Genomic DNA, 23829 nt, shown 5'->3' on the forward strand with positions numbered 1-23829 from the left:
TTGCGCCACAAGTCGAGACGAACTTCATCACGAGCAGCCAAGAGTCATCACGAGAAGTCACGAGAATGCGTCAGCTCACCGTTTCCATCGACCGTTTTCCCATTGCCGGAAAGTTCACGATCGCCAGAGGCTCCCGCACGGAGGCTGTTGTGGTGACCGCCACGATCACCGAGGGTGGAGCCGTCGGGCATGGGGAATGCGTGCCCTACCCGCGCTATGGTGAGACGGTCGAGGGCGTGGCAGCGGCCATCGAGGCCATCCGCCCCCGGATCGAGGAAGTCCTGACCCGCGAGGCGCTCCAGAGCCTGATGCCGGCCGGCGCGGCCCGGAACGCGGTCGATTGCGCTCTCTGGGATCTCGACGCCAAGCGCTCCGGCATCCGCGCCCATGTGACCGCAGGCCTCACCCGCTGGCCGCCGGTGACCACCGCCTACACGATCAGCCTCGACACCCCTGAAGGCATGGCCGAGGCCGCCGCAAAGGCGTCTGAGCGACCGATCCTCAAGGTGAAGTTCGGCGCTCCCGCCGGCGATATCGAGCGGATCAAGGCGGTACGCCGCGCGGCTCCCCAGGCGACGCTCATCGCCGACGCCAACGAGGGCTGGACCGAAGCGAACATCGAACAGCACCTCGCAGCCTGCGCGGAGGCAGGCTATGCCCTGGTGGAGCAGCCACTGCCGGCCAAAGAAGACGGTTATTTGAGCCGGATCTCGCGTCCCGTGCCGATCCTGGCGGACGAGAGCGTGCACGACCGGGCTAGCCTCGACCGGCTTGTGGGCCTTTACGACCTCGTCAACATCAAGCTCGACAAGACCGGTGGCCTCACGGAGGCACTGGCTCTCGCCGATGCGGCGGAGGCCAAGGGTTTTTCCATCATGATCGGCTGCATGGTCGGCACCTCACTTGCGATGGCCCCGGCCCTGGTGCTGGCGCCTCGCTCCCGCTTCGTCGATCTCGACGGTCCGCTCCTGTTGGCCAAGGACCGGGAGCCCGGCCTGCGCTACGAGGGCAGCATCGTCTACCCGCCGGAGCCCGCCCTCTGGGGCTGATTCCTCTGCATCCTTACGACAACCAGCATCAGCAGAACCCCGATGGCGCCCAAAGGAGCCATCGCGGCAAAGACGCCCGCTCCCACTTCGCTGTAGATCATGCCGCTGACCACGGTTGAGGCGGCCGTCGTCAGAGCCGCGAGCGATCCGTAGATACCCTGCGCCCTGCCTCTGGCCTGCATGGGAGCAAGCGCCGTCAGGGCCGCCATGGTGCCGATATGGGTCGCGGCGAACGACAGGGCGTGCATGGCCTGAAGGACGAACATGACCTCCACGCCGGGCTGGAGCGACATGATCGTGAAGCGGATCGCCGCCGCGGCCGATCCGATCAGGATGAGCCCGACGCCGGATCCACGCCCGACGGCCCGGCCGAGGAAGATAAAGACCAAAATCTCGGTGATCACGCCGGCGGCCCAGAAATAGCCGATGACCTCGTCGGAGAAGCCGATGGAGCGCCAGTAAATGCTGGCAAAGGCATTGAGCGCGCCGTGGCTGCCCTGGGTCGCAGCACCCGCAATCAGCACGATCCACAGGATGAGCGACAGCTTCGGAGGGGCTTGGTCCTTTCTGGGCTCATCCTCGGTCGAGGACTCAGGGACATCGTGAGGCACCACCATGAGGGTGGCGACGATGCCAAGGATGGGGATGATCGTCAGGGCGACGATCACGGCATCCGCGCCGAACGCCCCCACCAGATAGCCGCCGATGATGTTGGTGATGAAGAAGGCCACCGAGCCGGCACCCCGGATCCGGCCGTAGTTGAGGCCTGAGTGCTTCTGAACCGCATTGGTGGAGACGAGGTCGTTGCCCGGAATGATGCAGGACTGCGCAATGGCCACGAGGGCCACGAGGGCGATGATTGCAATGTTGCTGTCGCTGAGCAGGAACAGGGGAAAGCCGATCAGCTGACCCAGGTGGCTTGCCAGAAGGAGCCGCCGCGCCCCGAAGGAGCGATCCGCGAGGCTCATGAGCGGCGCGGTCGCCAGGATGCGCACGACGATGGGGATCGCGACGACGAACCCGATCAGCGTCGGCGACAGATCCTTGCTCTGCAGCCAGAGCGGGAAGAACGGCAGGTACATCCCGTGGCTGGTGAAGCTGGCGGCCTGAAGGGCGCCCAGCCGAAGTTCGAGAGCAGTGAGCGGGCGCATCGCGTGCAGGGTCTTCCGGGGCCAAAATGGCTTAAATCAACAAGAATACGGTGCAAGACACCCTCTCTAAAGCGTTAGAGGGGTTGAGCGAGCAGCCGCTTTGGACCCATCTGATGGGAGAGTGGAATCAAACCCTGGCGCAGATGGATCCCGGCACCATGCCCGATGAAGAGACAGACGTCACGCTCAGTGACCTGGATTTCGACACCATCGAAGCCGCCGTCATGGAAACCGCCCGCGGCCGCTGGTTCCTGAAGGAATATGCCAGGCGCAACCGCCACGCCGATACCCAGGCCGTGCTCGAGGCCTTGGATCGCCTGAAGGACAGGCCGCTCGACGCCGGCACAGTCGCTCCCCTCAAAGCCTACCTGGAAGAGTTGGCCGCCACGATCCGGCGGACCATGGAGGAGGTGCGATCTTTCCCGGCAAGCGAGACGGCCGATTTGTCGGAGGCGGAGCTTCAGCAGGCTGCCGAACAGCGCATCCGGCAGATGATCCGGACTCTCCTCTATCTCGAAGGGCGAATCCAGCACATGATCGACGTCAACAAGGTCGAGATCGAGCGCACCGACGTCTCGCTGGAAGCCGGCCCTTTCGACGGTGAGAAGGCCCGGGATCTCCATCCTCACCCTGCCTTCCTGATGTAGAGACGGCCGCTACCCTGCGTGTGCGGTCTCGATATTCGAGAAGAACTGCCGGGCGCTCTCCTGCCAGGTGAAGGTCTCTCCATAGGCCCGGCAGCTTTCATGAGGGATGTCGAGCGCCTCGAGGGCTGCCTGCCGCAGATCCCCATTGAGGATGCCGCAGCCAGACGCGCCGATCACATCCATGGGACCCGTCACCGGGAAAGCCGCGATGGGCAGTCCCGAGGCGAGCGCCTCGAGCAGGACGATGCCGAAGGTGTCGGTGAGGCTCGGGAAGACGAACACATCCGCCGAGGCATAGACACGCGCGAGATCCTCGCCCGTGAGCGGGCCGAGGAAGCGAACCGCAGGGTATTTCACCGCCAGCTCAAGCCGCGAAGGGCCATCGCCGACGATGACCTTGGTGCCGGGAAGATCGAGGCCAAGGAAAGCCTCCAGGTTCTTCTCAACGGCGACGCGTCCCACATAGAGGAAGACGGGCGCCGCCGCGTCCAGAACCCGCTCCTTGCGCGGCCGGAACAAGGTTGTGTCGACGCCACGCGTCCAGCGCATGATGTTCCTGAAGCCACGTCTCGTCAGTTCTCGCTCGAGGGAGGGTGTGCTCACCATCATGGCGCGGGCGCTCTGATGAAAGCGCAGGAGCGCCCTGTAGGACCAGGATTCGGGGATCGGCGTACGGGCGGCAACATATTCGGGAAAGCGCGTGTGGTAGCTGGTGGTGAAGGCCCGTCGCTGCCGCGAGCAGGCGAGGCGCATGGCCAGACCGATCGGCCCCTCGGTCGCGATGTGGACGTGGGTGGGACTCACCTCGTCGAGGTGGCTAGCAATGCTCCCCGGCGTTGCCAGGGAGAGACGGATTTCCGGATAGGTCGGCATGGGAAAGGAGCGGAAGCGCTCCGGCGTGAGGAAGACGATTTCGGCGCCGAAGCGCGGCGCTTCCTCGGCCATGTGCTCCAGCGAGCGCACCACGCCGTTGATCTGGGGACGCCATGCATCGGTGGCGATCAGCACGCGCATCAGGCTGCCCGCTCGCTGAGCTTCGGAACATCGGCGCTCTGTTCCGCGGCCTTTTCCAGCTGAACGTCCGTCCAGCGGACGAGCTGGAAGGAGCCGTCGTAATGCTCGACCACGGCGGTGCAGGATTCGACCCAGTCACCCGTGTTTACATAAGCCACCCCGAACTGGTCGTGCATGACCGCATGATGGATGTGGCCGCAGATCACGCCGTCGGCCTCATGGCGCGCGGCCTCGGCAGCGAGCAGTTCCTCGAACCGGCTGATGTAGTTGACCGCGTTCTTGACCCTCAGCTTGGCCCAGGACGAGAGGGACCAGTAGGTCAGCCCGAGGCGCCGCCGGATCATGTTGAGATGGGTGTTGATGAAGAGAGCGGCCGTATAGGCCCCGTCCCCGAGGAGCGCCAGCCACCGGGCGTGCCGGACCACGAGATCGAACTGGTCCCCATGGATCACGAGGTAGCGCTTGCCGTCGGCGGCCTCGTGCAGGGCATAATCCGCCAGCTCGATGCCTCCGAGATTGACCCCGAGATAATCGCGCAGGAACTCGTCATGATTGCCGGGGAGGTAGATGAGGCGGGCCCCTTTCCGCACCTTGCGCAGGAGCTTCTGCACCACATCGTTATGCGTCTGCGGCCAGTACCAGCCCGATTTCAGCTTCCATCCGTCGACGATGTCGCCGACGAGATAGATGGTGTCAGCGTCATAAGCCTTGAGGAAGTCGAGCAACGCGTCTGCCTGGCACCCCCTGGTGCCGAGATGGAGGTCAGACAGAAACAGCGTTCGCACGCGAATGGGATCTGCGTCCTGAGCCATGGGCCTCCCCGACGAGCTTGCGGAACCGAGACAATCGGATTCGCATCTCGTCCCCATGACGGTTTGCCTGCAGATTTGTGACGGTCCGTGAAGACAATTCCAAGATGGCGTAGGTTGCCCTAAAGCATCGGACCCAAAAGTGGATTTGCACTTTTGGGATTGATCCGATGCTTCTTCCTTGATTGAGAGCATCGTGTGACCGGAAAACCGGGTCCACTTTTCGCTAGAGCGGCCCGCTGGGTCCGCACGATGCTCTAGAGGGTCCCCTGCGGATCAGACGGAGACCATGGATGAGCGTGCCTGACATCATAGGGCTGGCCGGAGTTGTGGCCTATCTGTCGGCCTACGGCCTGTTGCAGCTGGGAATCCTGAAGGCGGAGGATCTGCGCTATGCACTCCTCAATGCGGTCGGGGCGCTCCTGATCCTCTATTCGCTGATCTTCGATTTCAACCTGGCGTCCTTCGTGACGCAAGCGGCGTGGCTTGTTCTGACTCCCCTGGGCTACATTCGCTCACGCATGAAAGGCCGGACGACCTGAACCCGGACCAATCCCATGCACCCGGCGCAGGGGCTTTCGACCCGAATGAGGCTTCACGCAGCCGCCTGAACGTGGTTGTCTGCCTCCCCTCGCCAGCGACCCACCCGTGACGATGCGCCTCCTGTGAAACCTCTCCTAGGGATATCCCTCAAAGTCTTGTCCGCCCTCGTCTTCACGATGATGTCGGCGACGCTCAAGACGATGATGGTCCGCTACCCGATCGGAGAAGTCGTGTTCTTCCGCTCGGCCTTTGCGCTGCTGCCGCTTCTGGTGTGGCTCAAATGGCAGGGGGATCTCATCAACGCGGTCAGGACGAGGAACGTCGTCGGGCATTTCAAGCGCGGCCTGATCGGCACGAGCGGCATGTATCTTGGCTTTGCGGCCCTGTCCTACCTGCCACTCCACGATGCCATCGCCATCGGCTATGCCTCGCCGCTGATCGTCGTGATCCTGGCGGCGCTGCTTCTCAACGAGAAGGTCCGGGCCTACCGCTGGACGGCCGTCGGTATTGGGTTCGCGGGCGTTCTGATCATGCTCTCCCCCTATCTGAAGCTCGAGACCTTCTCAGGCGGTCTGGCTGCCGGCCCGACCCTGGGCGCCCTGTGCGCCTTCGCCGGCGCCTTCTGCTCCGCGGGCGCCATGATCCAGGTGCGCCGCCTGACGGCGACCGAGAAGACGGGCGCCATCGTGTTCTATTTCTTCATCCTGGCGTCAGTCCTTTCCCTCTGCACGATCTTGCTCGGCTGGCGCATGCCGGATGCCCAGGACTGGGCCCTGTTCGTGGTTGCCGGGATCCTGGGCGGGATCGGGCAGATCCTGCTCACCCAGAGCTACCGTTTCGCCGACACGTCCGTCATCGCTCCCTTCGAGTACACCACGATGATCTGGGCGCTGCTGTTCGGCTGGTTCGTGTTCGGGGACCTGCCCACCGCGACCGTGCTCACCGGCGCCACCATCGTGGCGGTAACCGGCCTGTTCATCGTCTGGCGCGAGCACCAGCTCGGCTTGCTGCGCACCAAGGAGTTCCAGGCTGCACCCCAGCGGCCGGGGGTCTGAAACGCCCTCAGGGGGATAAAGAAAGACCACGGCAGCTCCGACGCTTGACCCGCCCTGCCGATTACCCCACAACCGTTTTGAGGAACGAGCGTACGGTTTTTCAGAACAGAGGCAGCGATGGGCGTCGAGGGCAAAGAGCGGAACCGGGAGCTGGAAACGGGCGCGCAGGTTCTGTCCGGCAACATGGGCAAGACGATCCAGCGCCTGCGCAAGGCCTACAACCTGTCCCTGTCGGAGCTTGCCGAGCAATCCGGGGTCGCCAAGTCGATCATCAGCCAGATCGAGCGCAACGAGACCAACCCGACGCTCGCCACCATCTGGCGGCTGAGCCAGGCTCTCGACGTGTCTATCGAGCGGGTGCTCGCCTCAGGGGATGAGGAGCCCTTCATCGAGAAGTCGTCCAAGGCCGACACGCCGATCCTCGTCTCCGAGGACGGCAAGATGCGGCTTGCCATCATCGGCTGGCTCAAGACCATCGAGTGGCTGCAATGGTACGACGTGCAGTCGGAGCCCGGCGGCGTGCTCGACTCCGACAGCCACCAGCGCGGCTCGGTGGAATGCCTGTCGGTTCTCGAGGGCGAGTTCGAGGTCGAGGTGGGCGGCGTCGTCCAGCAGGCGAAGGCCGGCGAAAGCCTGCGCTACCGCTGCGACCGCCCCCACTCCGTGCGCTGCATCGGCGACAAGCCCGGACGCGCCACCATGGTCTGCATCCTCAAGGCCGCCGTCATGGATTGAGGCCTGTCCTCAATCCCGGATCTTCCACGCCTTTATTCCGGTCCCTTGAAGCCCTGCCTCGGCGGCAGGGACAGAAGGTACTCCGCCATGGCCTGCCGGTCCGCATCGGGCAGTTGGGCGGTGTTGGCCACAACAGCGCCCATCGGTCCGCCGACCGTATCGAACAGCGGCGTCTCGCCGGTCTTCAGCAATGTGGCCAATTCCTCGGGCGACCAGCCGCCGATGCCGCTTTGGTGCGGCGTGATGTTGGGAACGATGCCCCTGCCCTCCGGATCGGGACCACCCGCGAAGCGGCGCTCATCGATGATGGCGCCGGCAACATTGCGCTCGCTGTGGCACTCCACGCAGTGGCCCGGCCCTTCCACTAGGTAGGCTCCCCGGTTGAGGCTCGCCGACTTCGACGCATCCGGTTTGAAGACCTCTCCATCGAGGAAGGCCAGCTTCCAGAGGCCCACGCCGCGGCGGATGTTGAACGGGAATGGCAGTTCATGGTCCCGCGCACGGCCCTCGACGGCGGGCAGCGTCTGCATGAAGGCGAAGAGATCGGAGAGATCCTCAGCGCTCATGCGCTGATAGGACGTATAGGGAAACGCCGGATAGTAGTGGCGCCCATCCGGGGATACGCCATCGCGCATGGCGCGGATGAAGTCGGCCGTCGTCCACGAGCCGATGCCGTCCTGCTTGTGGGATGAGATATTCGGGACGTGAAACGTGCCGAACGGGGATTTCAGGGCATAGCCGCCCCCGAGACGCAGCTTGTCGTCGTTGTTGGGCACTGCGTGGCAGGAGGTGCAGCCTCCGGCGAAGAACAGGACGCGGCCGTTCTCGACGTTCGGGGGCCGGTTGGCATCCGGGGCGGACGCCTCGGCGCGGATGAGGCGATAGGCCGAAGGCGATGTGAGGGCTAGGAAGCCGATCACGCCGAGAATGACCAGGGCGATGAGCCCTACGAGCGCTTTACGCATCGCCTCTTCTCCAAATGAAATAGGCGGCCCAAAGGCCGCCCATTGCTCAGCATCGTCCGATCAAGAGGTCTTCTTGCGGAACTCGTTATGGCAGGCACCGCAGTTCTGGAGCACCTTCGGCATCTCGGTCTTGAAGGAAGCCTCATCCTTGATGGTGGCCAAGGCGGTCTGGGCGTCCTGGCTCATCTTGTTGCCGAGAGACTCGAACTTGGCCTTATTCTCCCAGATCGTCGGCAAAGCCTCGGTCTTCTCGGCGTTCTTCGAGCTTTCCGGGAACAAGGTGACGAACTTCTTGGGGTTCTCGGCAAACACCTTCAGGCCGGCCTGAGCCTTGGCAAGATCGAAGGGTTCCTGGCCGCGCATCATGGCGCCGATCGGACGGGTCTGGGCGCCGATCTCTTTCATCAGAGCCTGACGCTGCTCGACCACATTGCTCTGGGCAATGGCGGCGGTCACCCCAATCGCCAGGAGGCTGGCGACGAACATTGTACGCTTCATTTATATGTTTCCCTCGTGGGCACGACAGACGGTTTTCCTACGAACCGTCCTCGGCGGGGCAACATTAGCGCACAACTCCCCAAGCTTGAGCACTCTACTTTAGAACACATCTATGTGATCGTTCGAGAAACGGAGCCTCACTCCACCGACTCACCCGCGGCTGCCCAGTCCTTGAAGCCGCCCTTGTAGTGCTCGCGGATATCGCGGCGGGCTGCCTGAGCAAACTCGATGGCCCTGACGGACCGGACGCCTGCCGCACAGGAAAAGACGATTCGCTTCCCCTCGGGCAGCGTTGTGGGATCGAACATCGACAGCGGATGGGAGACGGAGCCTGGAATATGGCCGGCGGCGAACTCATGCGGCTCGCGGACGTCGACCAGGAGAAGGGAGCCTTCGCGTAGCCCCTGCTTGATGGCCTCACGGTCGAGATCGATAACCTGCGGCGCTTCGCTCATGAAAACTCCTCCCTGCTGTGTCTGCCACATATCGGCATCGCAGGGAGGAGCGCAATCCGAGCCTCTACGAAAGCGGCGGAATCCGCAGGACCCAGCCCGGCTGGATCATGTCGGGATCCTTGACCGGGGGCGAATTGGCTTTGACGATCTCGGTGTGCTTCGCGCCCTTGCCTTTGCCGTAGTGCTTCTCGGCGATCTCCCAGAGGGTATCCCCCTTCTGGACCGTGTACATCGTTGACTGGGCCGACGGCTGCTGGACCTGGAGATCGGAGGTATCGACCTCGGCGACGCCATAGGTGTTGCCGAGGGACAGGATGATCTTCTCGGCTTCCTCCTGGTTCATGGCTTGGCCCGACAGCTTGACCTTGTCGCCTTCGACCTGGATTCCGAGCTTGCTGGCGTCGAACCCGTGCCCCTGGACCTCCTGCTGCAGCTTCTCCGGCGTGGCAGCGGCGGCGCTTCCGCCGAAGATCTTGGCCCCGGCCTCCTTGATGAACTTGAACAGGCCCATGTCGTCCTCCTCTCACTATGCTCAGCTCAAGACAGCCAAGCTCAGACGATGACGCGCAGGGACCCGAACGGTTCCGCGTTAAGCCAGGCTCGAGAACACGTCTGCCAGCGACGGCAACCGATCCTTGAGCCGCAGAAGGGCGATCAGCTCGATCTGCACGATGGCCGTCGCGAACTCCTGCTCCGGATCATGCTCAAGCCGCTCCTCGAAGGCCGTGAGGATCTCGTCCTTGGAGCGTCCCTTCACCGCCATGATGAACGGGAAGCCGAATTTTTCCTTGTAGAGATCGTTGAGGGCCAGGAAGCGGTCGCGCTCCTCCTCCGTCAGGCTGTTGAGCCCGGCAGACGACTGCTCGTTGCGGGAGTCGGCCGTCAAATCGGCGAGCTTGAGGCGCCCGGCAAGATCGGGATGGGCGTTGATCAGCGCCAGCTTCTGCCCGTGGCTTGCCCCCGAGAGCACATGCACCATGGCGGCATGAAGCCCCTCGGCCGTGTCCTGGCCGGTGGTGAGGCCGGCGTCAAAAGCCCGCTCGGCGATCCAGGGCGAATGCTCGAAGATGTCGCCGAAGGCCTCCACGAAGAGCGCGCGGCTCATGGTGCTGGGCTTCAGGCCCACCGGGCGGTGCTGCCGGAGCCAGTGGCGTGCGATGTCGATGCGACGGGCTACCCAGACATCTTCATGGGATGCGACATAGTCCAGAAAGCGCGCCAGCGCGGCGGCCCGCCCGGGGCGGCCCACGAGTCGGCAATGGAGACCAACTGAGAGCATCTTCGGCGCAGTCTCGCCTTCGGCATAAAGGTTGTCGAACGAGTCCTTCAGATAGGCGAAGAACTGGTCGCCCGCATTGAAGCCCTGCGGGGTGGCAAAGCGCATGTCGTTGGCGTCCAGCGTATAGGGCACGATGAGCTGCTGCCTGTCCCCATGCTGCTCCCAATAGGGCAGCTCGTCGGCATAGGAGTCGGCGCTGTAGAGGAAGCCGCCCTCCTCCGCCACGAGGCGGTTGGTGTGCTCCGAGGTGCGGCCCGTATACCAGCCGAGCGGCCGTTCGCCCGTCACCTCGGTGTGGATGCGGATCGCCTCCTTCATATGCGCCCGCTCCTCTTCCGAGGAGAAGTCGCGATAGTCGATCCACTTGAGCCCATGGCTCGCGATCTCCCAGTTGGCTTCCTTCATGGCCGCGACCGCTTCCGGATTGCGCATGAGGGCTGTGGCGACGCCGTAGACCGTCACCGGCATGCCGCGTTCGGTGAACATCCGCCACAGGCGCCAGAAGCCGGCGCGGGAGCCGTATTCGTAGATCGACTCCATGCTCATATGCCGCTGGCCGGGCCATGCCTGGGCGCCCACGATCTCCGACAGGAAGGCCTCGGAGGCGCGATCGCCGTGGAGAATGTTGTTCTCGCCGCCCTCCTCGTAGTTGATCACGAACTGCACGCAGATCCGTGCGCCGTTCGGCCAGCGCGGATGCGGCGGGTTGCGGCCATAGCCGACGAGGTCGCGGGGATAGGAGGCGGGCATGGTCAGCTTCCTCGATAGGTGGAATAGCTCCAGGGGGAGGCGAGGAGCGGAACATGGTAATGCCCGTCGGGCTCGGCGATGGTGAATCGGATCGGCACGATGTCCAGGAACGGCGGATCGGCCATGGCCGTGCCGAGCGCCTTGAAATAGGCCCCGATCTCGAAGACGAGTTCGTAGGTTCCGATGCGGAAGGCTTCACCGATCATCAGCGGCGCATCCGTGCGCCCGTCCGCGTTGGTGACGGTGCGCAGGACGGAGCGGCGCCCCTCGCCCTCGATGGCAAACAGTTCGATGACGACGCCGCGGGCGGGCTTGCCGTTGACGGTGTCCAGAACGTGGGTGGACAGGCGACCCATGAAACCTCGCGGATGGGAGAAAGGGCAGATCGAACCCGGGATTCTTTCGGACCCGCGCGTTCCGCGTCAAGCCACATCCATCGAACCTGTTGTGAAAAGGCAGGTTTGACGGGAAACGGTTCCTGTTGAAAAAGCTTAAGCCACGGCCTATCGCAATCACGACCGCCGCCCTAGGCTAAGCATCCGTTCAATTTATCAGTGACTGCATGATCGACCCGCAAATTTCCGAATGGATCAGCCAGATCATCCGCTGGGTCCATGTGATCACGGCCATCGCCTGGATCGGCTCCTCATTCTACTTCATCCATCTCGACCTCAGCCTGAAGAAGCGGGAAGGTTTGCCTGAAGGCGTTGGCGGCGAGGCCTGGCAGGTCCATGGCGGCGGGTTCTACAACATGCGCAAGTATCTCGTTGCGCCGCCCGAACTGCCCAAGGAGCTGACCTGGTTCAAATGGGAGAGCTATTCCACCTGGATCAGCGGGTTCTTCCTCATCGTCTGGGTTTATTATCTCCAGGCCGACCTCTACACCATCGACCCAGCCGTCCGAGCCCTTGAGACCTGGCAGGCCGCCGCCATCGGCATCGGCGGAATCGCCCTGAGCTGGCTCGTCTATGAGGGTCTGTGCCGGTCACCGCTGGGCCGGAACGGGCTCCTGCTCGGTGCCGTTCTCTTCGCCTATATCCTGGTGGCAGCCTACGCCTTCACCCAGGTCTTCAATGGCCGCGCCGCCTTCCTGCATACGGGCGCGATGATCGCCACCTGGATGTCGGCGAGCGTGTTCTTCGTGATCATTCCGAACCAGAAGAAAGTGGTGGCCACCCTCCTGGCCGGGCAGATTCCCGACCCGAAGCTCGGCAAGGAAGCGAAGCTCCGGTCGACCCACAACAACTACCTGACGCTGCCCGTCATCTTCCTGATGCTGTCGAACCACTACCCGCTGGCATGGTCGTCCGCCTATTCGGTCGGCATCGTCGGACTGATCGTGATCGCGGGTGCCGTCATCCGGCACTTCTTCAACTCGCAGCATGCCGGCAACGGCTCACCCTGGTGGACCTGGGCTCTGGCGGCGCTCTGTATCTGGGCAGCGATCTGGCTCTCGATCATCGGCAGGCCCGGCAACGCCAACATGGCCCAGGCGCCCTCCACCGCGACGCCTGAGGTCATCACGGCCTCCTTCGACGAGGCGGTGCTGGCGATCCAATCCCGCTGCTCCATGTGCCACGCGGCCGAACCCGTCTGGGACGGGATCACCATTGCGCCAAAGGGGGTTCGCCTCGACACGCCCGAGGAGATCCAACGCCATCGGGAGATGATCCGGGTGCAAAGCGTGCTGACTCACGCCATGCCGCCCAACAACATCACCGAGATGACCCTCGACGAGCGCAGGGCCGTGGCAACCTGGCTGGCCGCACGGGACACGGCCACCCGCTGAATTCCGCATCCTGCGGCCCATAACCCTATGATGGAGAAACCGAGTGACCGAACTCACCTTGGAAGCGGCTCAGACGATCGCCACCACGGCTCTCAAAACCGCCCGGGAGAAATCCTTCAAGCCTCTCGCGGTGGTGGTTTATGACGCCCGCGGGGCGCTCAAAGCCCTCCTCTCCGAAGACGGCACCAGCATCAAGCGCGCCGAGATCGCCATGGGCAAGGCCTATGGCGCCCTGGCGCTCGGCGTCGGCTCGCGCGCCCTGCACAAGATGGCAACAGACCGTCCCTACTTCATCGCTTCGGCCACCCATGCGGTCGGCGGGCAACTCGTCCCGGTTCCGGGCGGAGTGCTGATCAAGGACGGGCAAGGGCGCGTCCTGGGATCCGTCGGCGTCTCCGGCGATACCTCCGACAACGACGAAATCGCCGCCGCGGCCGGCATCGAGGCGGTCGGAATGGTCTTCGACACGGGCGCCTGAGCTGTCTCCACAGGCCCAACCCATTGTTATCCCAGTATTTCCTTAATTTTTTGGATAGTACTGGACATAAACAGTTGATTGATCAACAAATAGGACAAGGTTACTGCCTTACCGGCTCTGACCGAAACATTCAAAAAACCCTGAGATAATCAGAAAGGGAACGCGTCCAATGTCATCATGGTTGAAACGTACCGCTCTGGCGGCTGCCGCAACGGTAGCCTTTTCGAGCTTCGCGGTCGCACAAGTCGTCTACCACCGTGGCAACGACGGCGAGCCGGAAACGCTCGATGCCCACAAGACCTCCACCGTTGGCGAGTCCCACGTTCTGCGTGACCTCTACGAAGGTCTCGTGATCAAGAACAACAAGGGCGAAGTGGTGCCCGGCGTTGCCGAGAAGTGGGAGATGGCCGACGACGGCAAGACCTACCGTTTCACGCTGCGCGCCAATGCAAAGTGGTCCAATGGCGACCCGCTGAAGGCACCGGATTTCGTGTTCGCCTACCGCCGGATCATGAACCCGGAAACCGGCGCCAAGTACGCCAACATCCTCTATCCGATCCTGAATGCCGAAAAGGTGAACAAGGGTCAGGCCAAGCCTGAGGAGCTCGGTGTGAAGGCGGTCGACGACCGCACGCTCGAGATCCGCCTCGAGCAGCCGACCCCCTACTTCATCGAGCAGCTGACCCACCAGACGGGTCTGCCCATCCACCAAGCTTCCGTCGAGAAGTTCGGCAAGGATTACGTGAAGCCTGGCAACCTGGTGTCCAACGGCGCCTATACGCTGGCCGAGTTCGTGCCGAACTCGCACATCAAGGTCGTGAAGAATCCGAACTTCCATGATGCTGCGAACGTCAAGATCGACCAGGTGATGTTCTACCCGATCTCCGATCTTGCTGCGGCCGTCCGCCGCTTCCAGGCCGGCGAGCTTCACTCCACCCCGGATATTCCGGCCGACCAGGTGAAGGCCCTCAAGGAGCGCTTCGGCAAGCAGGTCGTGATCGGCCCGTATCTCGGCGTGTACGCCCTGCCGGTGAACTCGTCGAAGCCCCCGTTCGATGACGTGCGCGTCCGCAAGGCCCTCTCCATGGCCATCGACCGTGAGTTCATCGCGGAGCAGATCTGGGGCGGCACCATGCTGCCGGCCTATTCCTTCGTGCCTCCGGGCATCGGCAACTACGGCAAGCCGGCCCAGGCCGAATACGCCTCCATGTCGCCGATCGACCGGGAAGACAAGGCGAAGGCCATGCTCAAGGAAGCCGGCTACGGCCCCGGCGGCAAGCCGCTGAAGGTTGAGGTCCGCTACAACACCACGGACAACAACCGTAACACGGTTGTGGCGATTGCCGACCAGTGGAAGGCTCTCGGCGTCGAGACCTCCTTCATCAACACCGACTCCAAGACGCACTTCGCGCATCTGCGTGACGGCGGCGACTTCGACGTTGCCCGCTACGGCTGGATCGGCGACTACTCGGATCCGCAGAACTTCCTGTTCCTGCTTGAGAGCGACAACAAGGGCTTCAACTACGGCAAGTGGAAGAACGCCCAGTTCGACGACCTCATGAAGAACAAGGCTGCCAAGGAGGGCGATCTCAAGAAGCGCGCCGAGTACCTGCTGCAGGCCGAGCAGATCTTCATGAAGGAAGAGCCGTGGATTCCGCTGCTCCACTACAGCACCAAGAACCTGATCTCGGACAAGCTCGTCGGCTTCAACCAGAACATTTCTGGCGTGTACCCGAGCCGCTTCCTCTCCCTGAAGCAGTAAGCATCCTCGATCCTGCCGGGCGGTCTTACGACCGCTCGGCTCACAAACAACACGTCGGCCGCCAAGGCTGCCTCCCTCGCTGAGGGGTTGTTATCGAGCGGAGTCGATACCGTGATCCCCTTCGTTTTCCGCCGACTTCTCTCGGCGATTCCCACCCTTTTCATCATCATCACAATTTCGTTCTTTCTGATCCGGCTGGCGCCAGGCGGCCCCTTTGACCTGGAGCGCCCGCTCGAGGCCAAGGTCATGGAGAACCTGCAGAAGATTTACGGCCTCGACCGTCCGCTCTTCGAGCAGTACCTGCGCTATCTTGCGGCCGTCGTGCAGGGCGATTTCGGCCCCTCCTTCATCATGCGCGATTTCAGCGTCGCCGAGCTCTTCGCCAACGGTCTCCCCGTCTCGATGCGGATCGGTGGGCTCGCGCTCGGCCTCGCCATCATCGTCGGCGGCACGCTCGGCTCCATTGCGGCGTTTCGCCAGAACAGCATGATCGACTACATGGTGAGCGGCCTCGGCACGTTCGGTCTGACGATCCCCACCTTCGTGATTGCCCCGGTGCTTCAGATCGTGTTCGGCCTCGCCTTGGCGCTGCTGCCCGTTGCGGGCTGGGCGGGCGGTGCTCCCCGCAATCTGATCCTGCCGGTCATCACCCTCGCGCTGCCGCAGATTGCCATCATCGCACGCATGACCCGTGCGGCCATGATCGAGAACCTGCGCTCGAACCATATCCGCACACTGCGTTCGCTCGGTTTGCCCCGTTGGGTCATCGTGCGGCACGCCCTGCGTGGCGCGGCCCTGCCGGTGGTGTCGTACCTTGGACCGGCCGCCGCTGCCCTGCTTACAGGCTCGGTCGTGGTGGAGACCATCTTCGCCCTGCCGGGAGTCGGCCGTTACTTCGTCGAAGCTGCGCTGAACCGCGATTACACCCTCGTGATGGGCACCGTCGTGGTGGTGGCGGTATTCGTGCTCATCTTCAATTTGATCGTCGACATCCTCTATGCGGTGATCGACCCCCGCGTCCGTTACGACTGAGGCACCGCCATGGCTGAAGGCGCCGTCATATCCGATATTCCCGTCACTGGTCCCGTCACCGGTCGTTCACTCTGGGCCGATGCGAGAGCCCGCCTCCTGCGCAACAAGGCCTCCGTAGCCAGCATGATCATCCTAACGCTGATCGCGCTCGCGTGCATTTTTGGGCCATTCTTCACCGGTCATCCCTTCGACCGGGTTTATCCCGACTACGTGCGCGCGCCGGCGAGCCTGACCGCCTATCCCAAGGCCGAACAGATCATTCCGCAGGCCGAGCGCATCGGTTCGCGTGTCAGGGCGAAGCCCGAGAACATCGAGATCACCGGCGACGCGGTGCGCATGGCTCTCGTCAGCACCAGCACGCGGCCCGTCGACGAGCGGCTGCTGGCCTATTTCGAGCGCTCGGATCTCTTCGGCACAGCGCAGGTGGTGGAGCGGCAGGACGAGGGACGCCGCCTCATAGTCGATGTCCCCATCGAGAAGCAGTACTTCTTCTTCGGCACCGAAGCCAATGGACGCGATCTCCTCACCCGCACCATGAAGGCCGGGCAGGTCTCGCTGGCCATCGGACTTCTGGCGACCCTTGTGGCGATCGTGATCGGCGTCGTCTATGGGGCCACATCCGGCTACCTCGGAGGACGCACCGACCTCGTGATGATGCGTATCGTCGACGTCCTCTACTCGCTGCCATTCATCTTCTTCGTCATCATGCTGGTCGTGTTCTTCGGCCGCAACTTTGTGCTGGTGTTCCTCGCCGTGGGCGCCGTCGAGTGGCTCGACATGGCCCGCATCGTCCGTGGCCAGACGCTCTCGATCAAGCGGCAGGAATATGTCCAGGCCGCGGAGGCGCTCGGGGTTGAAACGAAAGGCATTATCCGCCGTCACGTGATCCCGAACACCCTCGGGCCTGTGGTGGTCTATATGACCCTGATGGTGCCGCGGGTGATCCTGCTCGAAAGCTTCCTGTCCTTCCTCGGCCTTGGTGTCCAGGAGCCCTATACCAGCCTCGGCGTATTGATCTCCGAAGGCGCCAAGAGCATCCAGGACTCCACTTGGATGCTGATCTATCCCGCACTGACGCTTGTCGCGATCCTGTTCTGCCTCAACTTCATCGGCGACGGCTTGCGCGATGCTCTCGATCCGAAGGACCGCTGACATGGCCGAACCTGTTCTCTCGGTCCGAAACCTCAACGTCCGCTTCCGCACCGGCGACGGCATTCTCCATGCGGTGAAGGGCATCGATCTCGACATCAATGCAGGCGAGACCGTCGCCATCGTGGGCGAGTCCGGCTCGGGCAAGAGCCAGACCATGATGTCCGTGATGGGCCTGCTCGCCTCGAACGGCTGGGCCGAAGGCTCGGTCAAGTACCGTGGTGAGGAGCTGGTGGGCCTTTCTCCCGGCAGGCTCAATCACTATCGCGGCTCCAAGCTCACCATGATCTTCCAGGAGCCGATGACGTCGCTCGACCCGCTCTACCGGATCGGCGATCAGCTCAGCCTCCCGCTCACCACCCACGGTGGCATGAGCAAGGCGGCTGCACGCAAGCGCGCCATCGAGCTGCTGGAGCTAGTCCGCATCCCGGATCCGGCCCGGCGCATCGATGCCTATCCGCACGAGATGTCCGGCGGCCAGCGTCAGCGCGTGATGATCGCCATGGCACTCGCCAACAACCCGGACGTGCTCATCGCCGACGAGCCGACCACAGCTCTCGACGTGACGGTGCAGGCTCAGATTCTCGAACTGCTCCGGGACCTGCAGAAGCGGCTCGGCATGTCCATCGTGTTCATCACCCACGATCTCGGCGTCGTTCGCCGCTTCGCCGACCGCACCTATGTGATGAAGCGCGGCGAGGTGGTCGAAAGCGGCCGCACGGCCGACATCTTCGCAGCCCCGAAGCATCCCTATACCCAGATGCTCATCGACGCCGAACCGACCGGACGCAAGGAACCTGTTGCGGCGAGCGCTCCGGTGATCCTGGACGCGCAGAACATCTCGGTTCAGTTCACCCTGGAGAAGAGCTTCTTCGGCAAGTCGACCCATGTGCTTCGTGCCGTCGACGACGTGAGCCTCAGGGTTCGCGCCGGCGAGACGATAGGCGTCGTTGGCGAATCCGGCTCCGGCAAGTCGACGCTGGGCCGCGCCATCCTGCGCCTGCAGCCGGCCTCCGGTCTCATCAGGTTCGAGGACCGCAACCTCACGCCCCTCGACCGCCGTGGCATGCAGCCCCTGAGGCGCCACCTGCAGCTCGTGTTCCAGGATCCCTTCGGCTCCCTCTCTCCGCGCATGACGGCAGGTGAAATCGTGACCGAGGGCCTCCTCGTCCATGAGCCGAGCATCTCCCGCAAGGAACGCGACCGGCGGGCCGCCCAGGCCTTCGAGGAGGTGCAGCTCGATCCTGCTTGGCGCAACCGCTTCCCGCACGAGTTCTCCGGCGGCCAGCGCCAGCGCATCGCCATCGCCCGCGCGATCATTCTGCATCCCAAGCTGGTGGTTCTCGACGAGCCCACATCGGCGCTCGATCGTTCGGTGCAGAAGGAAATCGTCGAGCTGCTGCGCAACCTGCAGAAGGCCCATGGCCTCGCCTATGTGTTCATCAGCCACGACCTCGCCGTCGTGCGGGCGCTCTCGGACGAGATCATGGTCATGAAGAGCGGCAAGGTGGTGGAGCGCGGCAATGCCGAGGAGATCTTCGACAAGCCGAACGAGGAATACACCCGCGACCTGATTGCGGCCGCCTTCCTCACCAAAGGCGACAAGACCGAGGCGGCCGTCCAGCCCCTGGCCTCCTGAGGGTTGGAACCGGAGACCATGGCGCGGATTTGATCTTTAGTTTGCCGCATGATCGTGCGGTGAACCGGTATCCACTTCACCGGATCATGCTCTGGCACCATGGCAAAGCTCGCAGCCTATCGCGCCAAGCGCGACTTCACGAAAACTTCGGAGCCGGCAGGCAAGGCCTCCCGGCGCCCCGGCGCATCCTTCGTCGTGCAGAAGCACGATGCCTCCCGCCTGCACTACGACTTCCGGCTCGAACTCGACGGCGTGCTGAAGAGCTGGGCGGTGGCCAAGGGGCCCAGCCTTGTCAAAGGCGAGAAGCGTCTGGCGGTCGAAGTCGAGGATCATCCGCTGGACTACGGCAGTTTCGAAGGCACCATCCCCGACGGCCAGTATGGCGGCGGCACAGTTCTGGTGTGGGATCGGGGAACCTGGGAGCCGGAGGGCGATCCTCAGGAGGCTTACGAGAAGGGCCGCCTCACCTTTCGTCTCGACGGCGAGAAGCTGAAAGGCACGTGGCATCTCGTGCGCATGGCGAAGCGACCGCGCGAGCGTCAGCCGTCCTGGCTACTGATCAAAGCCGACGATGCACAGGCAAGGACCGAGGACGACCCGGACATTCTCGAAGAGGCACCGCTGTCTGTGAAGACCGGACGCTCGCTTGAGGAGATCGCACCCAGACGCTCCGGCAAGGCTCCTGCGAAACGGAAAGCGGCCCCGAAGAGCGCCTCATCGGCAAAACACGCAAAGCCTGCGAAGGGCGCCTCAAGCGCCAAGAAAGCGACGGCCGGCGACATTCAGGTGGCGGGTGTGCCTCTCACCCATCCGGATCGCGTGCTATGGGAGGATCAGGGGCTCACCAAGCAGGAATTGGCGGAGTTCTATCTCGACATCGGGGAGTGGCTCCTGCCGCATCTCGCCAATCGCCCCCTCACCCTCATCCGCTGCCCCGGAGGCGCGGAGAAGAAGTGCTTCGTCCAGCGGCATTCCTGGGCCGGCATGAGCGACTTCATCCATCGCACCACGATTCCGGACAACAGCGGCACACAGGAGGCTCTGACCGTCACCGACATTCAAGGCGTGATCGCCCTTGTGCAGTCGGGTGTCCTGGAGATGCATGTCTGGGGCGCGACCCTTGCCGATCTGGAACGCCCCGACCGCCTCATCTTCGACCTCGATCCCGGCGAAGGCTTGGATTGGCCGCGCGTGATCGAGGGCGCTCTTGCAGTTCGCGAGAGGCTGAACGCCCTGGGACTGGAGAGCTTCGTCAAGACCACGGGTGGCAAGGGCCTGCACGTAGTTGTTCCCCTGAAGCCGAAATCGCTCTGGAATGAGGCCCTCGCCTTCTCGCGCGGGATCGCCGAGGCGATGGCGGCCGACGAGCCGGATCGCTACACCATCACCTCCGTCAAGCAGGAACGTGAGGGCCGCATCTTCATCGACTACCTGCGCAACAACCGCGAGGCCTCGGCTGTCGCGCCCTATTCCACCCGCTCCCGGCCCGGTGCGCCCGTGGCGACACCGGTGGCTTGGAAAGAGCTTTCGCCCGAGCTCAGGCCCAACGGCTTCACCGTCGAGAACCTGGGCAAACGCCTCTCGTCGCTCAAGAAGGATCCTTGGGCGGATATCGGAAAGGTCGATCAGGTTTTGCCTCCGGCAAAGCCCGCAAAACGCACGCCGCGGAGAAAGTAGCGCTCAGAAGACCGGAGCCTTGATGCCTTCAGCTTCGAGCGCCTGCTGCACTGCGGGCCGGGCAAGGACTCGCTCGGCCAGGGCGTTCAGGTTCGGAAGGCTGCGCGGCGGGCGCGGCATGCCCCGGCCCCAACGGATCAGCATGAACAGGAAGAGGTCGGCGGCAGAGAACCGATCGCCGAGAAGCCATGTCTTGTCGCCGAGTTGCTCGGAGATCACGTCGAACATGCGGGTGAGGCGCTCATTGGCCGCCTGCTTCACCGCCGGTGAGGCAGACTCTTCGCTCACATGCTCATTGGGGTAGAACCAAGCCCGGTATTCCGCCTGCGGGGTGTTCGTCAGGTGAAACATCCACTTGTAGAACTCAGCCCGCTCCGCGGTTCCGACGGCAGGCGCGAGACCCGTCTGCGGGAATTTGTCGGCCAGATGCATGGCAATCGCGGCCGTCTCGAACAGCACGAGGTCGCCATCGACCAGAACCGGGATACGGCCATTGGGGTTGAGCCTGAGATACTCGGCGCTCTTCTGAGCATTCTGCCCACGGTCCACAAGGCGCAGGTCGAACTCGGCTCCGATCTCGCGCAGCATCATGTGCGGCAAAAGGCTGGCATTGCCGGGATAGTAGTAGAGAGCGAGCATCGTGAGCCCCTGGGAGGTTATGATCGGCTCCGTCTTGGTAGATGGCGCCGTATGCTGCGTAAAGAGCAGCCTGCCGACGATCCCAATCTTCCTTTCACGCCTGCATGCCCTATCGTCCTGAAGACGAACAGGAGATGACATTGACGGATCTGGCCAAGACTTTGATCGAGAAGCTGCGGGTCAGCCCCGACAGAAAAGCTCGTCTTCGGGATCGAGACCCGCGTGACAAATCCCTCTTTGGTGATGAGCAGCAGACCAAAGCCAACACGGCGTCTCTCGCCAAGGAGATCGATGCCTTGCAGGATCGGCTCTATGCCGATGGCTCGCGGGCGCTCCTCGTGATCCTTCAGGGCACCGATACCTCCGGCAAGGACGGCACGATCCGCAGCGTCTTCAACGCGACAGGTCCCCTGGGCGTCTCGGTTCATGCCTTCGGGCCGCCCACGAAGCTCGAACTGGAGCATGACTATCTCTGGCGCGTGCACGCCGTCTGCCCCCGGCGGGGGACCATCGGCATTTTCAACCGCTCTCATTACGAAGACGTCCTGATCGGCAAGGTGCGGAAATTCGCGCCCGCGGCGGCGATCGAGCAGCGCTATGAGCAGATCAACGCTTTTGAGAAGATGCTGGTCGAGAACGGCACCACGATCCTCAAGTTCATGCTCCACATCTCGAAGGACGAGCAGAAGGAGCGCCTCCAGGCCCGCCTCGACGATCCCACCAAGCATTGGAAGTTCAATCCCGGCGATCTGGAGGACAGGGAGCACTGGGACGATTACCAGGAGGCTTACGAGACGATGCTCCATCGCTGCTCGACCTCGTGGGCGCCCTGGCACATTATCCCGGCCGACCGCAAATGGGTGCGCAACGCTGCCATTGCGAACATCGTCAAGGCAACGCTCGAGGAGATGAACCCGCAATACCCGCAGGTCTCCTGGAATCCTGGTGACTTCTCAGTCGTCTGAGCTCTGATATATTGAAGCGCATCTATTCCTGTGCTTCCTAGGCCTATGCAAAAGCTCCTTGATCTTTATGACACCGAAGTCCGTGGCTCGCTTGTGGCTCCTGCGCCGGGTTATCGCGCCGAGCGTGACGGGTCGGTTGTGCGTCTCGTCGGGCCGAGCCCAGACCCCAACGACAACGCCGTCACCCTCACCCAGCTCACGGAGGCTACTGCGGACCGGGAGATTGCCCGGCAGATCAGTTTCTTCGGCGCACTCGGGCATGCTTTCGAGTGGAAGCATTTCAGCCACGATCAGCCGGCGAGCCTGCCGGACAAGCTGCGCGCTGCAGGCTTCGAGGCTCAGGAATCCGAGACTCTCGTGGTCCTGGATGCCAATCAGAACTTTGCCGATGCCGATCTTCAGGATGGCATCAGGATCAAAGAATTGAAGGACCCTGCCGCCCTGGAAGCCATTGGTGTGGTGAACACCGCCGTTTACGGAAACCCTCGGCATTCGGAGTGGCTGGTTGCCTCGATCGCGACGGAAAAGCAATCGGATCCCGCCTCGATCAGGATCTATGCGGCCTTTGCGGGAGACCGGCCCGTCAGCGTCGGCTGGGTCCGTCACAAGCGGGGGGAAACTTTCGGCAGCCTCTGGGGCGGCTCAACCTTGAAGGAATGGCGCGGCAAGGGCGTCTACTCGGCGCTGGTTGCCGTCCGGGCGCGTGCGGCGCGACAGCAGGGCTGCAAATGGCTGACGGTGGATTGCAGCCCGATGAGCCTGCCGATCCTGGAACGGCGGGGGTTCCAACGCCTCAGCACCACGACACCCTTTGTCTGGTCGCCAAAGGCCTTCAACAGGGAGACCTGAGGAGCCCTCTTGCCGACGAGCGGCTAAAGCGCGACAATAATTCTTATGAAAAGCATTCTTGTCCCGATTGAAGACCACGGCGTCATCGAGCCTCAGCTGGAGGCTGCGCTGCAGCTGGCCCAGCTGTTCGACAGCTATATCGAGGGGATTGCGATCACGCCGGATTATCCGGTGGTCCTGCCGGTGGATATCGCCATCGGCGTTCCCTCCCCCATCACCCCCGAGAACCGCCTCGAGATGGCCCGCGCCTGCCGCGAACGCTTCGAGGCCTTCATGACCGAAAAGCAGATTTCACGCGCCGCTGCCGGGATGGCGGGCTTGAGCTCCGGCTGGCGGCAGGATGGCTTGATGGAGGATGCCTTCCTGGGGGCCTATGGACGGGTTTTCGACCTGATCGTCGTGGGACGCCCCGATGGCTCGAACGGGCAGACCCGCCTGTCCACCGCAGAAGCCGCCCTCTTCGAGGCCGGACGGCCGGTGCTGATCGCTCCGCCTGTTCCAACCCGCAGCTTCGGTGAAACGGCTGTTATTGCGTGGAACCGGAGCACGGAAACAGCCCGTGCGGTGCTGGACTCGATGCCGCTGCTCCGCAAAGCCAAGCGGATCGTCGTTCTTGAGCTCGACGACTGGGGTGTTCCCGGGCCTTCCGGCTCGGAGCTTGCCCGCCACCTTCGGATGCATGATCTGCCGGCAGAAGCCATCACGGCGGCGGATCCCTCAAACCGGCCTGGCGAAGCAATCCTGAAGGAGGCTGCTGCCCTTGGCTGCGACCTGCTGGTGAAAGGCGCTTATACCCAGAGCCGCCTGCGGCAGATGTTCTTCGGCGGCGCCACCAGCCATATCCTGGGCAACACGACTATGCCTGTCCTGATGGCTCACTGACGTTAGGTGTCGGGCTCC

General features: G+C 63.2%; 25 protein-coding genes. 15 read left to right on the forward strand and 10 right to left on the reverse strand.

Annotation, left to right across the window (positions count from 1 at the left end):
- Positions 1–65: 65 nt before the first annotated feature.
- Positions 66–1049 (forward strand): N-acetyl-D-Glu racemase DgcA, encoded by a 984-nt coding sequence (gene dgcA, locus IC232_RS06160; protein WP_190844051.1) that lies wholly within the window; start codon positions 66–68, stop codon positions 1047–1049.
- On the opposite strand, the gene IC232_RS06165 is transcribed toward dgcA, so the two are convergent.
- On the reverse strand, positions 1019–2200 hold the full coding sequence (locus IC232_RS06165) for an MFS transporter (protein WP_190844052.1): 1182 nt from the start codon (positions 2198–2200) through the stop codon (positions 1019–1021). The genes dgcA and IC232_RS06165 overlap by 31 nt on opposite strands.
- Before the next feature lie 113 nt (positions 2201–2313).
- Between IC232_RS06165 and IC232_RS06170 the strand changes: the two genes are divergently transcribed.
- The gene (locus tag IC232_RS06170; RefSeq protein ID WP_190844053.1) at positions 2314–2847 is read left to right on the forward strand and encodes a hypothetical protein; all 534 of its coding nucleotides are present in this window, start codon (positions 2314–2316) and stop codon (positions 2845–2847) included.
- A gap of 9 nt (positions 2848–2856) precedes the next feature.
- Here IC232_RS06170 and IC232_RS06175 read toward each other — a convergent pair whose 3' ends face one another.
- Together IC232_RS06175 and IC232_RS06180 are read right to left on the reverse strand one after the other, a co-directional pair.
- The gene (locus tag IC232_RS06175) at positions 2857–3861 is read right to left on the reverse strand and encodes a glycosyltransferase family 1 protein (RefSeq protein ID WP_281413353.1); all 1005 of its coding nucleotides are present in this window, start codon (positions 3859–3861) and stop codon (positions 2857–2859) included.
- A complete protein-coding gene (locus tag IC232_RS06180) occupies positions 3861–4673 on the reverse strand; it encodes a UDP-2,3-diacylglucosamine diphosphatase (RefSeq protein ID WP_190844054.1) in 813 nt (270 codons plus the stop codon). Before IC232_RS06180 ends, IC232_RS06175 begins: the two co-directional genes overlap by 1 nt.
- Positions 4674–4963: 290 nt before the next feature.
- Here IC232_RS06180 and IC232_RS06185 point away from each other — a divergent pair, with 290 nt between their 5' ends.
- The 3 genes from IC232_RS06185 (at position 4964) to IC232_RS06195 (ending at position 7003) form a co-directional block, all read left to right on the forward strand.
- Complete coding sequence (locus tag IC232_RS06185; protein ID WP_190844055.1) at positions 4964–5212, forward strand: CBU_0592 family membrane protein; 249 nt, start codon at positions 4964–4966, stop codon at positions 5210–5212.
- Between the two features lie 123 nt (positions 5213–5335).
- Positions 5336–6268, forward strand: coding sequence for a DMT family transporter (locus tag IC232_RS06190; protein ID WP_190844056.1), 933 nt, complete (start codon positions 5336–5338; stop codon positions 6266–6268).
- Positions 6269–6385: 117 nt separating this feature from the next.
- Positions 6386–7003 (forward strand): helix-turn-helix domain-containing protein, encoded by a 618-nt coding sequence (locus tag IC232_RS06195; RefSeq protein ID WP_190844057.1) that lies wholly within the window; start codon positions 6386–6388, stop codon positions 7001–7003.
- A 32-nt stretch (positions 7004–7035) separates the two neighbouring features.
- Here the strand turns inward: IC232_RS06195 and IC232_RS06200 are convergent, their stop codons facing one another.
- The 6 genes from IC232_RS06200 to uraH all read right to left on the reverse strand — a co-directional run bounded on the left by IC232_RS06200 (position 7036) and on the right by uraH (position 11306).
- Positions 7036–7968: a c-type cytochrome gene (locus IC232_RS06200; protein WP_190844058.1), complete on the reverse strand. Its 933-nt coding sequence runs from the start codon at positions 7966–7968 to the stop codon at positions 7036–7038.
- A 60-nt stretch (positions 7969–8028) separates the two neighbouring features.
- Complete coding sequence (locus tag IC232_RS06205; protein ID WP_190844059.1) at positions 8029–8466, reverse strand: c-type cytochrome; 438 nt, start codon at positions 8464–8466, stop codon at positions 8029–8031.
- A 137-nt stretch (positions 8467–8603) separates the two neighbouring features.
- On the reverse strand, positions 8604–8921 hold the full coding sequence (locus IC232_RS06210) for a rhodanese-like domain-containing protein (protein ID WP_190844060.1): 318 nt from the start codon (positions 8919–8921) through the stop codon (positions 8604–8606).
- Between the two features lie 64 nt (positions 8922–8985).
- Positions 8986–9432: a peptidoglycan-binding protein LysM gene (gene lysM, locus IC232_RS06215; RefSeq protein WP_190844061.1), complete on the reverse strand. Its 447-nt coding sequence runs from the start codon at positions 9430–9432 to the stop codon at positions 8986–8988.
- Positions 9433–9510: 78 nt separating this feature from the next.
- On the reverse strand, positions 9511–10950 hold the full coding sequence (puuE, locus tag IC232_RS06220; RefSeq protein WP_190844062.1) for an allantoinase PuuE: 1440 nt from the start codon (positions 10948–10950) through the stop codon (positions 9511–9513).
- Positions 10951–10952: 2 nt separating this feature from the next.
- Positions 10953–11306: a hydroxyisourate hydrolase gene (gene uraH, locus IC232_RS06225; RefSeq protein ID WP_190844063.1), complete on the reverse strand. Its 354-nt coding sequence runs from the start codon at positions 11304–11306 to the stop codon at positions 10953–10955.
- A gap of 206 nt (positions 11307–11512) precedes the next feature.
- Here uraH and IC232_RS06230 point away from each other — a divergent pair, with 206 nt between their 5' ends.
- From IC232_RS06230 to ligD, 7 genes are all read left to right on the forward strand, one after another.
- Positions 11513–12739 (forward strand): urate hydroxylase PuuD, encoded by a 1227-nt coding sequence (locus IC232_RS06230; protein ID WP_190844064.1) that lies wholly within the window; start codon positions 11513–11515, stop codon positions 12737–12739.
- Between the two features lie 43 nt (positions 12740–12782).
- Positions 12783–13217, forward strand: a complete 435-nt coding sequence (locus IC232_RS06235) for a GlcG/HbpS family heme-binding protein (protein WP_190844065.1) — start codon at positions 12783–12785, stop codon at positions 13215–13217.
- 169 nt (positions 13218–13386) lie between these two features.
- Positions 13387–14979, forward strand: a complete 1593-nt coding sequence (locus tag IC232_RS06240) for a peptide ABC transporter substrate-binding protein (RefSeq protein WP_190844066.1) — start codon at positions 13387–13389, stop codon at positions 14977–14979.
- Positions 14980–15090: 111 nt separating this feature from the next.
- Positions 15091–16011 carry an ABC transporter permease subunit gene (locus IC232_RS06245; RefSeq protein ID WP_190844067.1) on the forward strand — a complete coding sequence of 307 codons (921 nt, stop codon included), beginning with the start codon at positions 15091–15093 and terminating at the stop codon, positions 16009–16011.
- Positions 16012–16020: 9 nt separating this feature from the next.
- Positions 16021–17163, forward strand: a complete 1143-nt coding sequence (locus IC232_RS06250) for an ABC transporter permease subunit (RefSeq protein ID WP_190844068.1) — start codon at positions 16021–16023, stop codon at positions 17161–17163.
- Between the two features lies 1 nt (position 17164).
- Positions 17165–18799 carry an ABC transporter ATP-binding protein gene (locus IC232_RS06255; RefSeq protein ID WP_190844069.1) on the forward strand — a complete coding sequence of 545 codons (1635 nt, stop codon included), beginning with the start codon at positions 17165–17167 and terminating at the stop codon, positions 18797–18799.
- 99 nt (positions 18800–18898) lie between these two features.
- Positions 18899–20476, forward strand: a complete 1578-nt coding sequence (gene ligD / locus IC232_RS06260; protein WP_190844070.1) for a non-homologous end-joining DNA ligase — start codon at positions 18899–18901, stop codon at positions 20474–20476.
- 3 nt (positions 20477–20479) lie between these two features.
- On the opposite strand, the gene IC232_RS06265 is transcribed toward ligD, so the two are convergent.
- Positions 20480–21115 carry a glutathione S-transferase family protein gene (locus IC232_RS06265; protein WP_190844071.1) on the reverse strand — a complete coding sequence of 212 codons (636 nt, stop codon included), beginning with the start codon at positions 21113–21115 and terminating at the stop codon, positions 20480–20482.
- Positions 21116–21255: 140 nt separating this feature from the next.
- Between IC232_RS06265 and IC232_RS06270 the strand changes: the two genes are divergently transcribed.
- From IC232_RS06270 to IC232_RS06280, 3 genes are read left to right on the forward strand one after another with little or no spacing between them, the layout of a single operon-like run.
- A complete protein-coding gene (locus IC232_RS06270; protein ID WP_210335242.1) occupies positions 21256–22080 on the forward strand; it encodes a polyphosphate kinase 2 family protein in 825 nt (274 codons plus the stop codon).
- Positions 22081–22125: 45 nt separating this feature from the next.
- Positions 22126–22929, forward strand: coding sequence for a GNAT family N-acetyltransferase (locus IC232_RS06275; RefSeq protein WP_190844073.1), 804 nt, complete (start codon positions 22126–22128; stop codon positions 22927–22929).
- 45 nt (positions 22930–22974) lie between these two features.
- A complete protein-coding gene (locus tag IC232_RS06280; protein WP_190844074.1) occupies positions 22975–23811 on the forward strand; it encodes a universal stress protein in 837 nt (278 codons plus the stop codon).
- The last annotated feature ends 18 nt before the right edge of the window (positions 23812–23829 follow it).

This window comes from Microvirga sp., assembly GCF_014699075.1.
Taxonomy (GTDB): Bacteria; Pseudomonadota; Alphaproteobacteria; order Rhizobiales; family Beijerinckiaceae; genus Microvirga.

What these genes read in the sequence shown, in the direction of transcription:
- IC232_RS06185 (WP_190844055.1), top strand. Translation starts at nt 4,964, where the DNA reads ATGAGCGTGCCTGACATCATAGGGCTGGCCGGAGTTGTGGCCTATCTG.
- IC232_RS06195 (WP_190844057.1), top strand. Translation starts at nt 6,386, where the DNA reads ATGGGCGTCGAGGGCAAAGAGCGGAACCGGGAGCTGGAAACGGGCGCG.
- uraH (WP_190844063.1), bottom strand. Translation starts at nt 11,306, where the DNA reads ATGGGTCGCCTGTCCACCCACGTTCTGGACACCGTCAACGGCAAGCCC.
- IC232_RS06175 (WP_281413353.1), bottom strand. Translation starts at nt 3,861, where the DNA reads ATGCGCGTGCTGATCGCCACCGATGCATGGCGTCCCCAGATCAACGGC.
- IC232_RS06255 (WP_190844069.1), top strand. Translation starts at nt 17,165, where the DNA reads ATGGCCGAACCTGTTCTCTCGGTCCGAAACCTCAACGTCCGCTTCCGC.
- lysM (WP_190844061.1), bottom strand. Translation starts at nt 9,432, where the DNA reads ATGGGCCTGTTCAAGTTCATCAAGGAGGCCGGGGCCAAGATCTTCGGC.
- IC232_RS06210 (WP_190844060.1), bottom strand. Translation starts at nt 8,921, where the DNA reads ATGAGCGAAGCGCCGCAGGTTATCGATCTCGACCGTGAGGCCATCAAG.
- dgcA (WP_190844051.1), top strand. Translation starts at nt 66, where the DNA reads ATGCGTCAGCTCACCGTTTCCATCGACCGTTTTCCCATTGCCGGAAAG.
- IC232_RS06280 (WP_190844074.1), top strand. Translation starts at nt 22,975, where the DNA reads ATGAAAAGCATTCTTGTCCCGATTGAAGACCACGGCGTCATCGAGCCT.
- IC232_RS06250 (WP_190844068.1), top strand. Translation starts at nt 16,021, where the DNA reads ATGGCTGAAGGCGCCGTCATATCCGATATTCCCGTCACTGGTCCCGTC.
- IC232_RS06240 (WP_190844066.1), top strand. Translation starts at nt 13,387, where the DNA reads ATGTCATCATGGTTGAAACGTACCGCTCTGGCGGCTGCCGCAACGGTA.
- IC232_RS06165 (WP_190844052.1), bottom strand. Translation starts at nt 2,200, where the DNA reads ATGCGCCCGCTCACTGCTCTCGAACTTCGGCTGGGCGCCCTTCAGGCC.
- IC232_RS06200 (WP_190844058.1), bottom strand. Translation starts at nt 7,968, where the DNA reads ATGCGTAAAGCGCTCGTAGGGCTCATCGCCCTGGTCATTCTCGGCGTG.
- IC232_RS06275 (WP_190844073.1), top strand. Translation starts at nt 22,126, where the DNA reads ATGCAAAAGCTCCTTGATCTTTATGACACCGAAGTCCGTGGCTCGCTT.
- IC232_RS06180 (WP_190844054.1), bottom strand. Translation starts at nt 4,673, where the DNA reads ATGGCTCAGGACGCAGATCCCATTCGCGTGCGAACGCTGTTTCTGTCT.
- ligD (WP_190844070.1), top strand. Translation starts at nt 18,899, where the DNA reads ATGGCAAAGCTCGCAGCCTATCGCGCCAAGCGCGACTTCACGAAAACT.
- IC232_RS06265 (WP_190844071.1), bottom strand. Translation starts at nt 21,115, where the DNA reads ATGCTCGCTCTCTACTACTATCCCGGCAATGCCAGCCTTTTGCCGCAC.
- IC232_RS06205 (WP_190844059.1), bottom strand. Translation starts at nt 8,466, where the DNA reads ATGAAGCGTACAATGTTCGTCGCCAGCCTCCTGGCGATTGGGGTGACC.
- IC232_RS06230 (WP_190844064.1), top strand. Translation starts at nt 11,513, where the DNA reads ATGATCGACCCGCAAATTTCCGAATGGATCAGCCAGATCATCCGCTGG.
- IC232_RS06170 (WP_190844053.1), top strand. Translation starts at nt 2,314, where the DNA reads ATGGGAGAGTGGAATCAAACCCTGGCGCAGATGGATCCCGGCACCATG.
- puuE (WP_190844062.1), bottom strand. Translation starts at nt 10,950, where the DNA reads ATGCCCGCCTCCTATCCCCGCGACCTCGTCGGCTATGGCCGCAACCCG.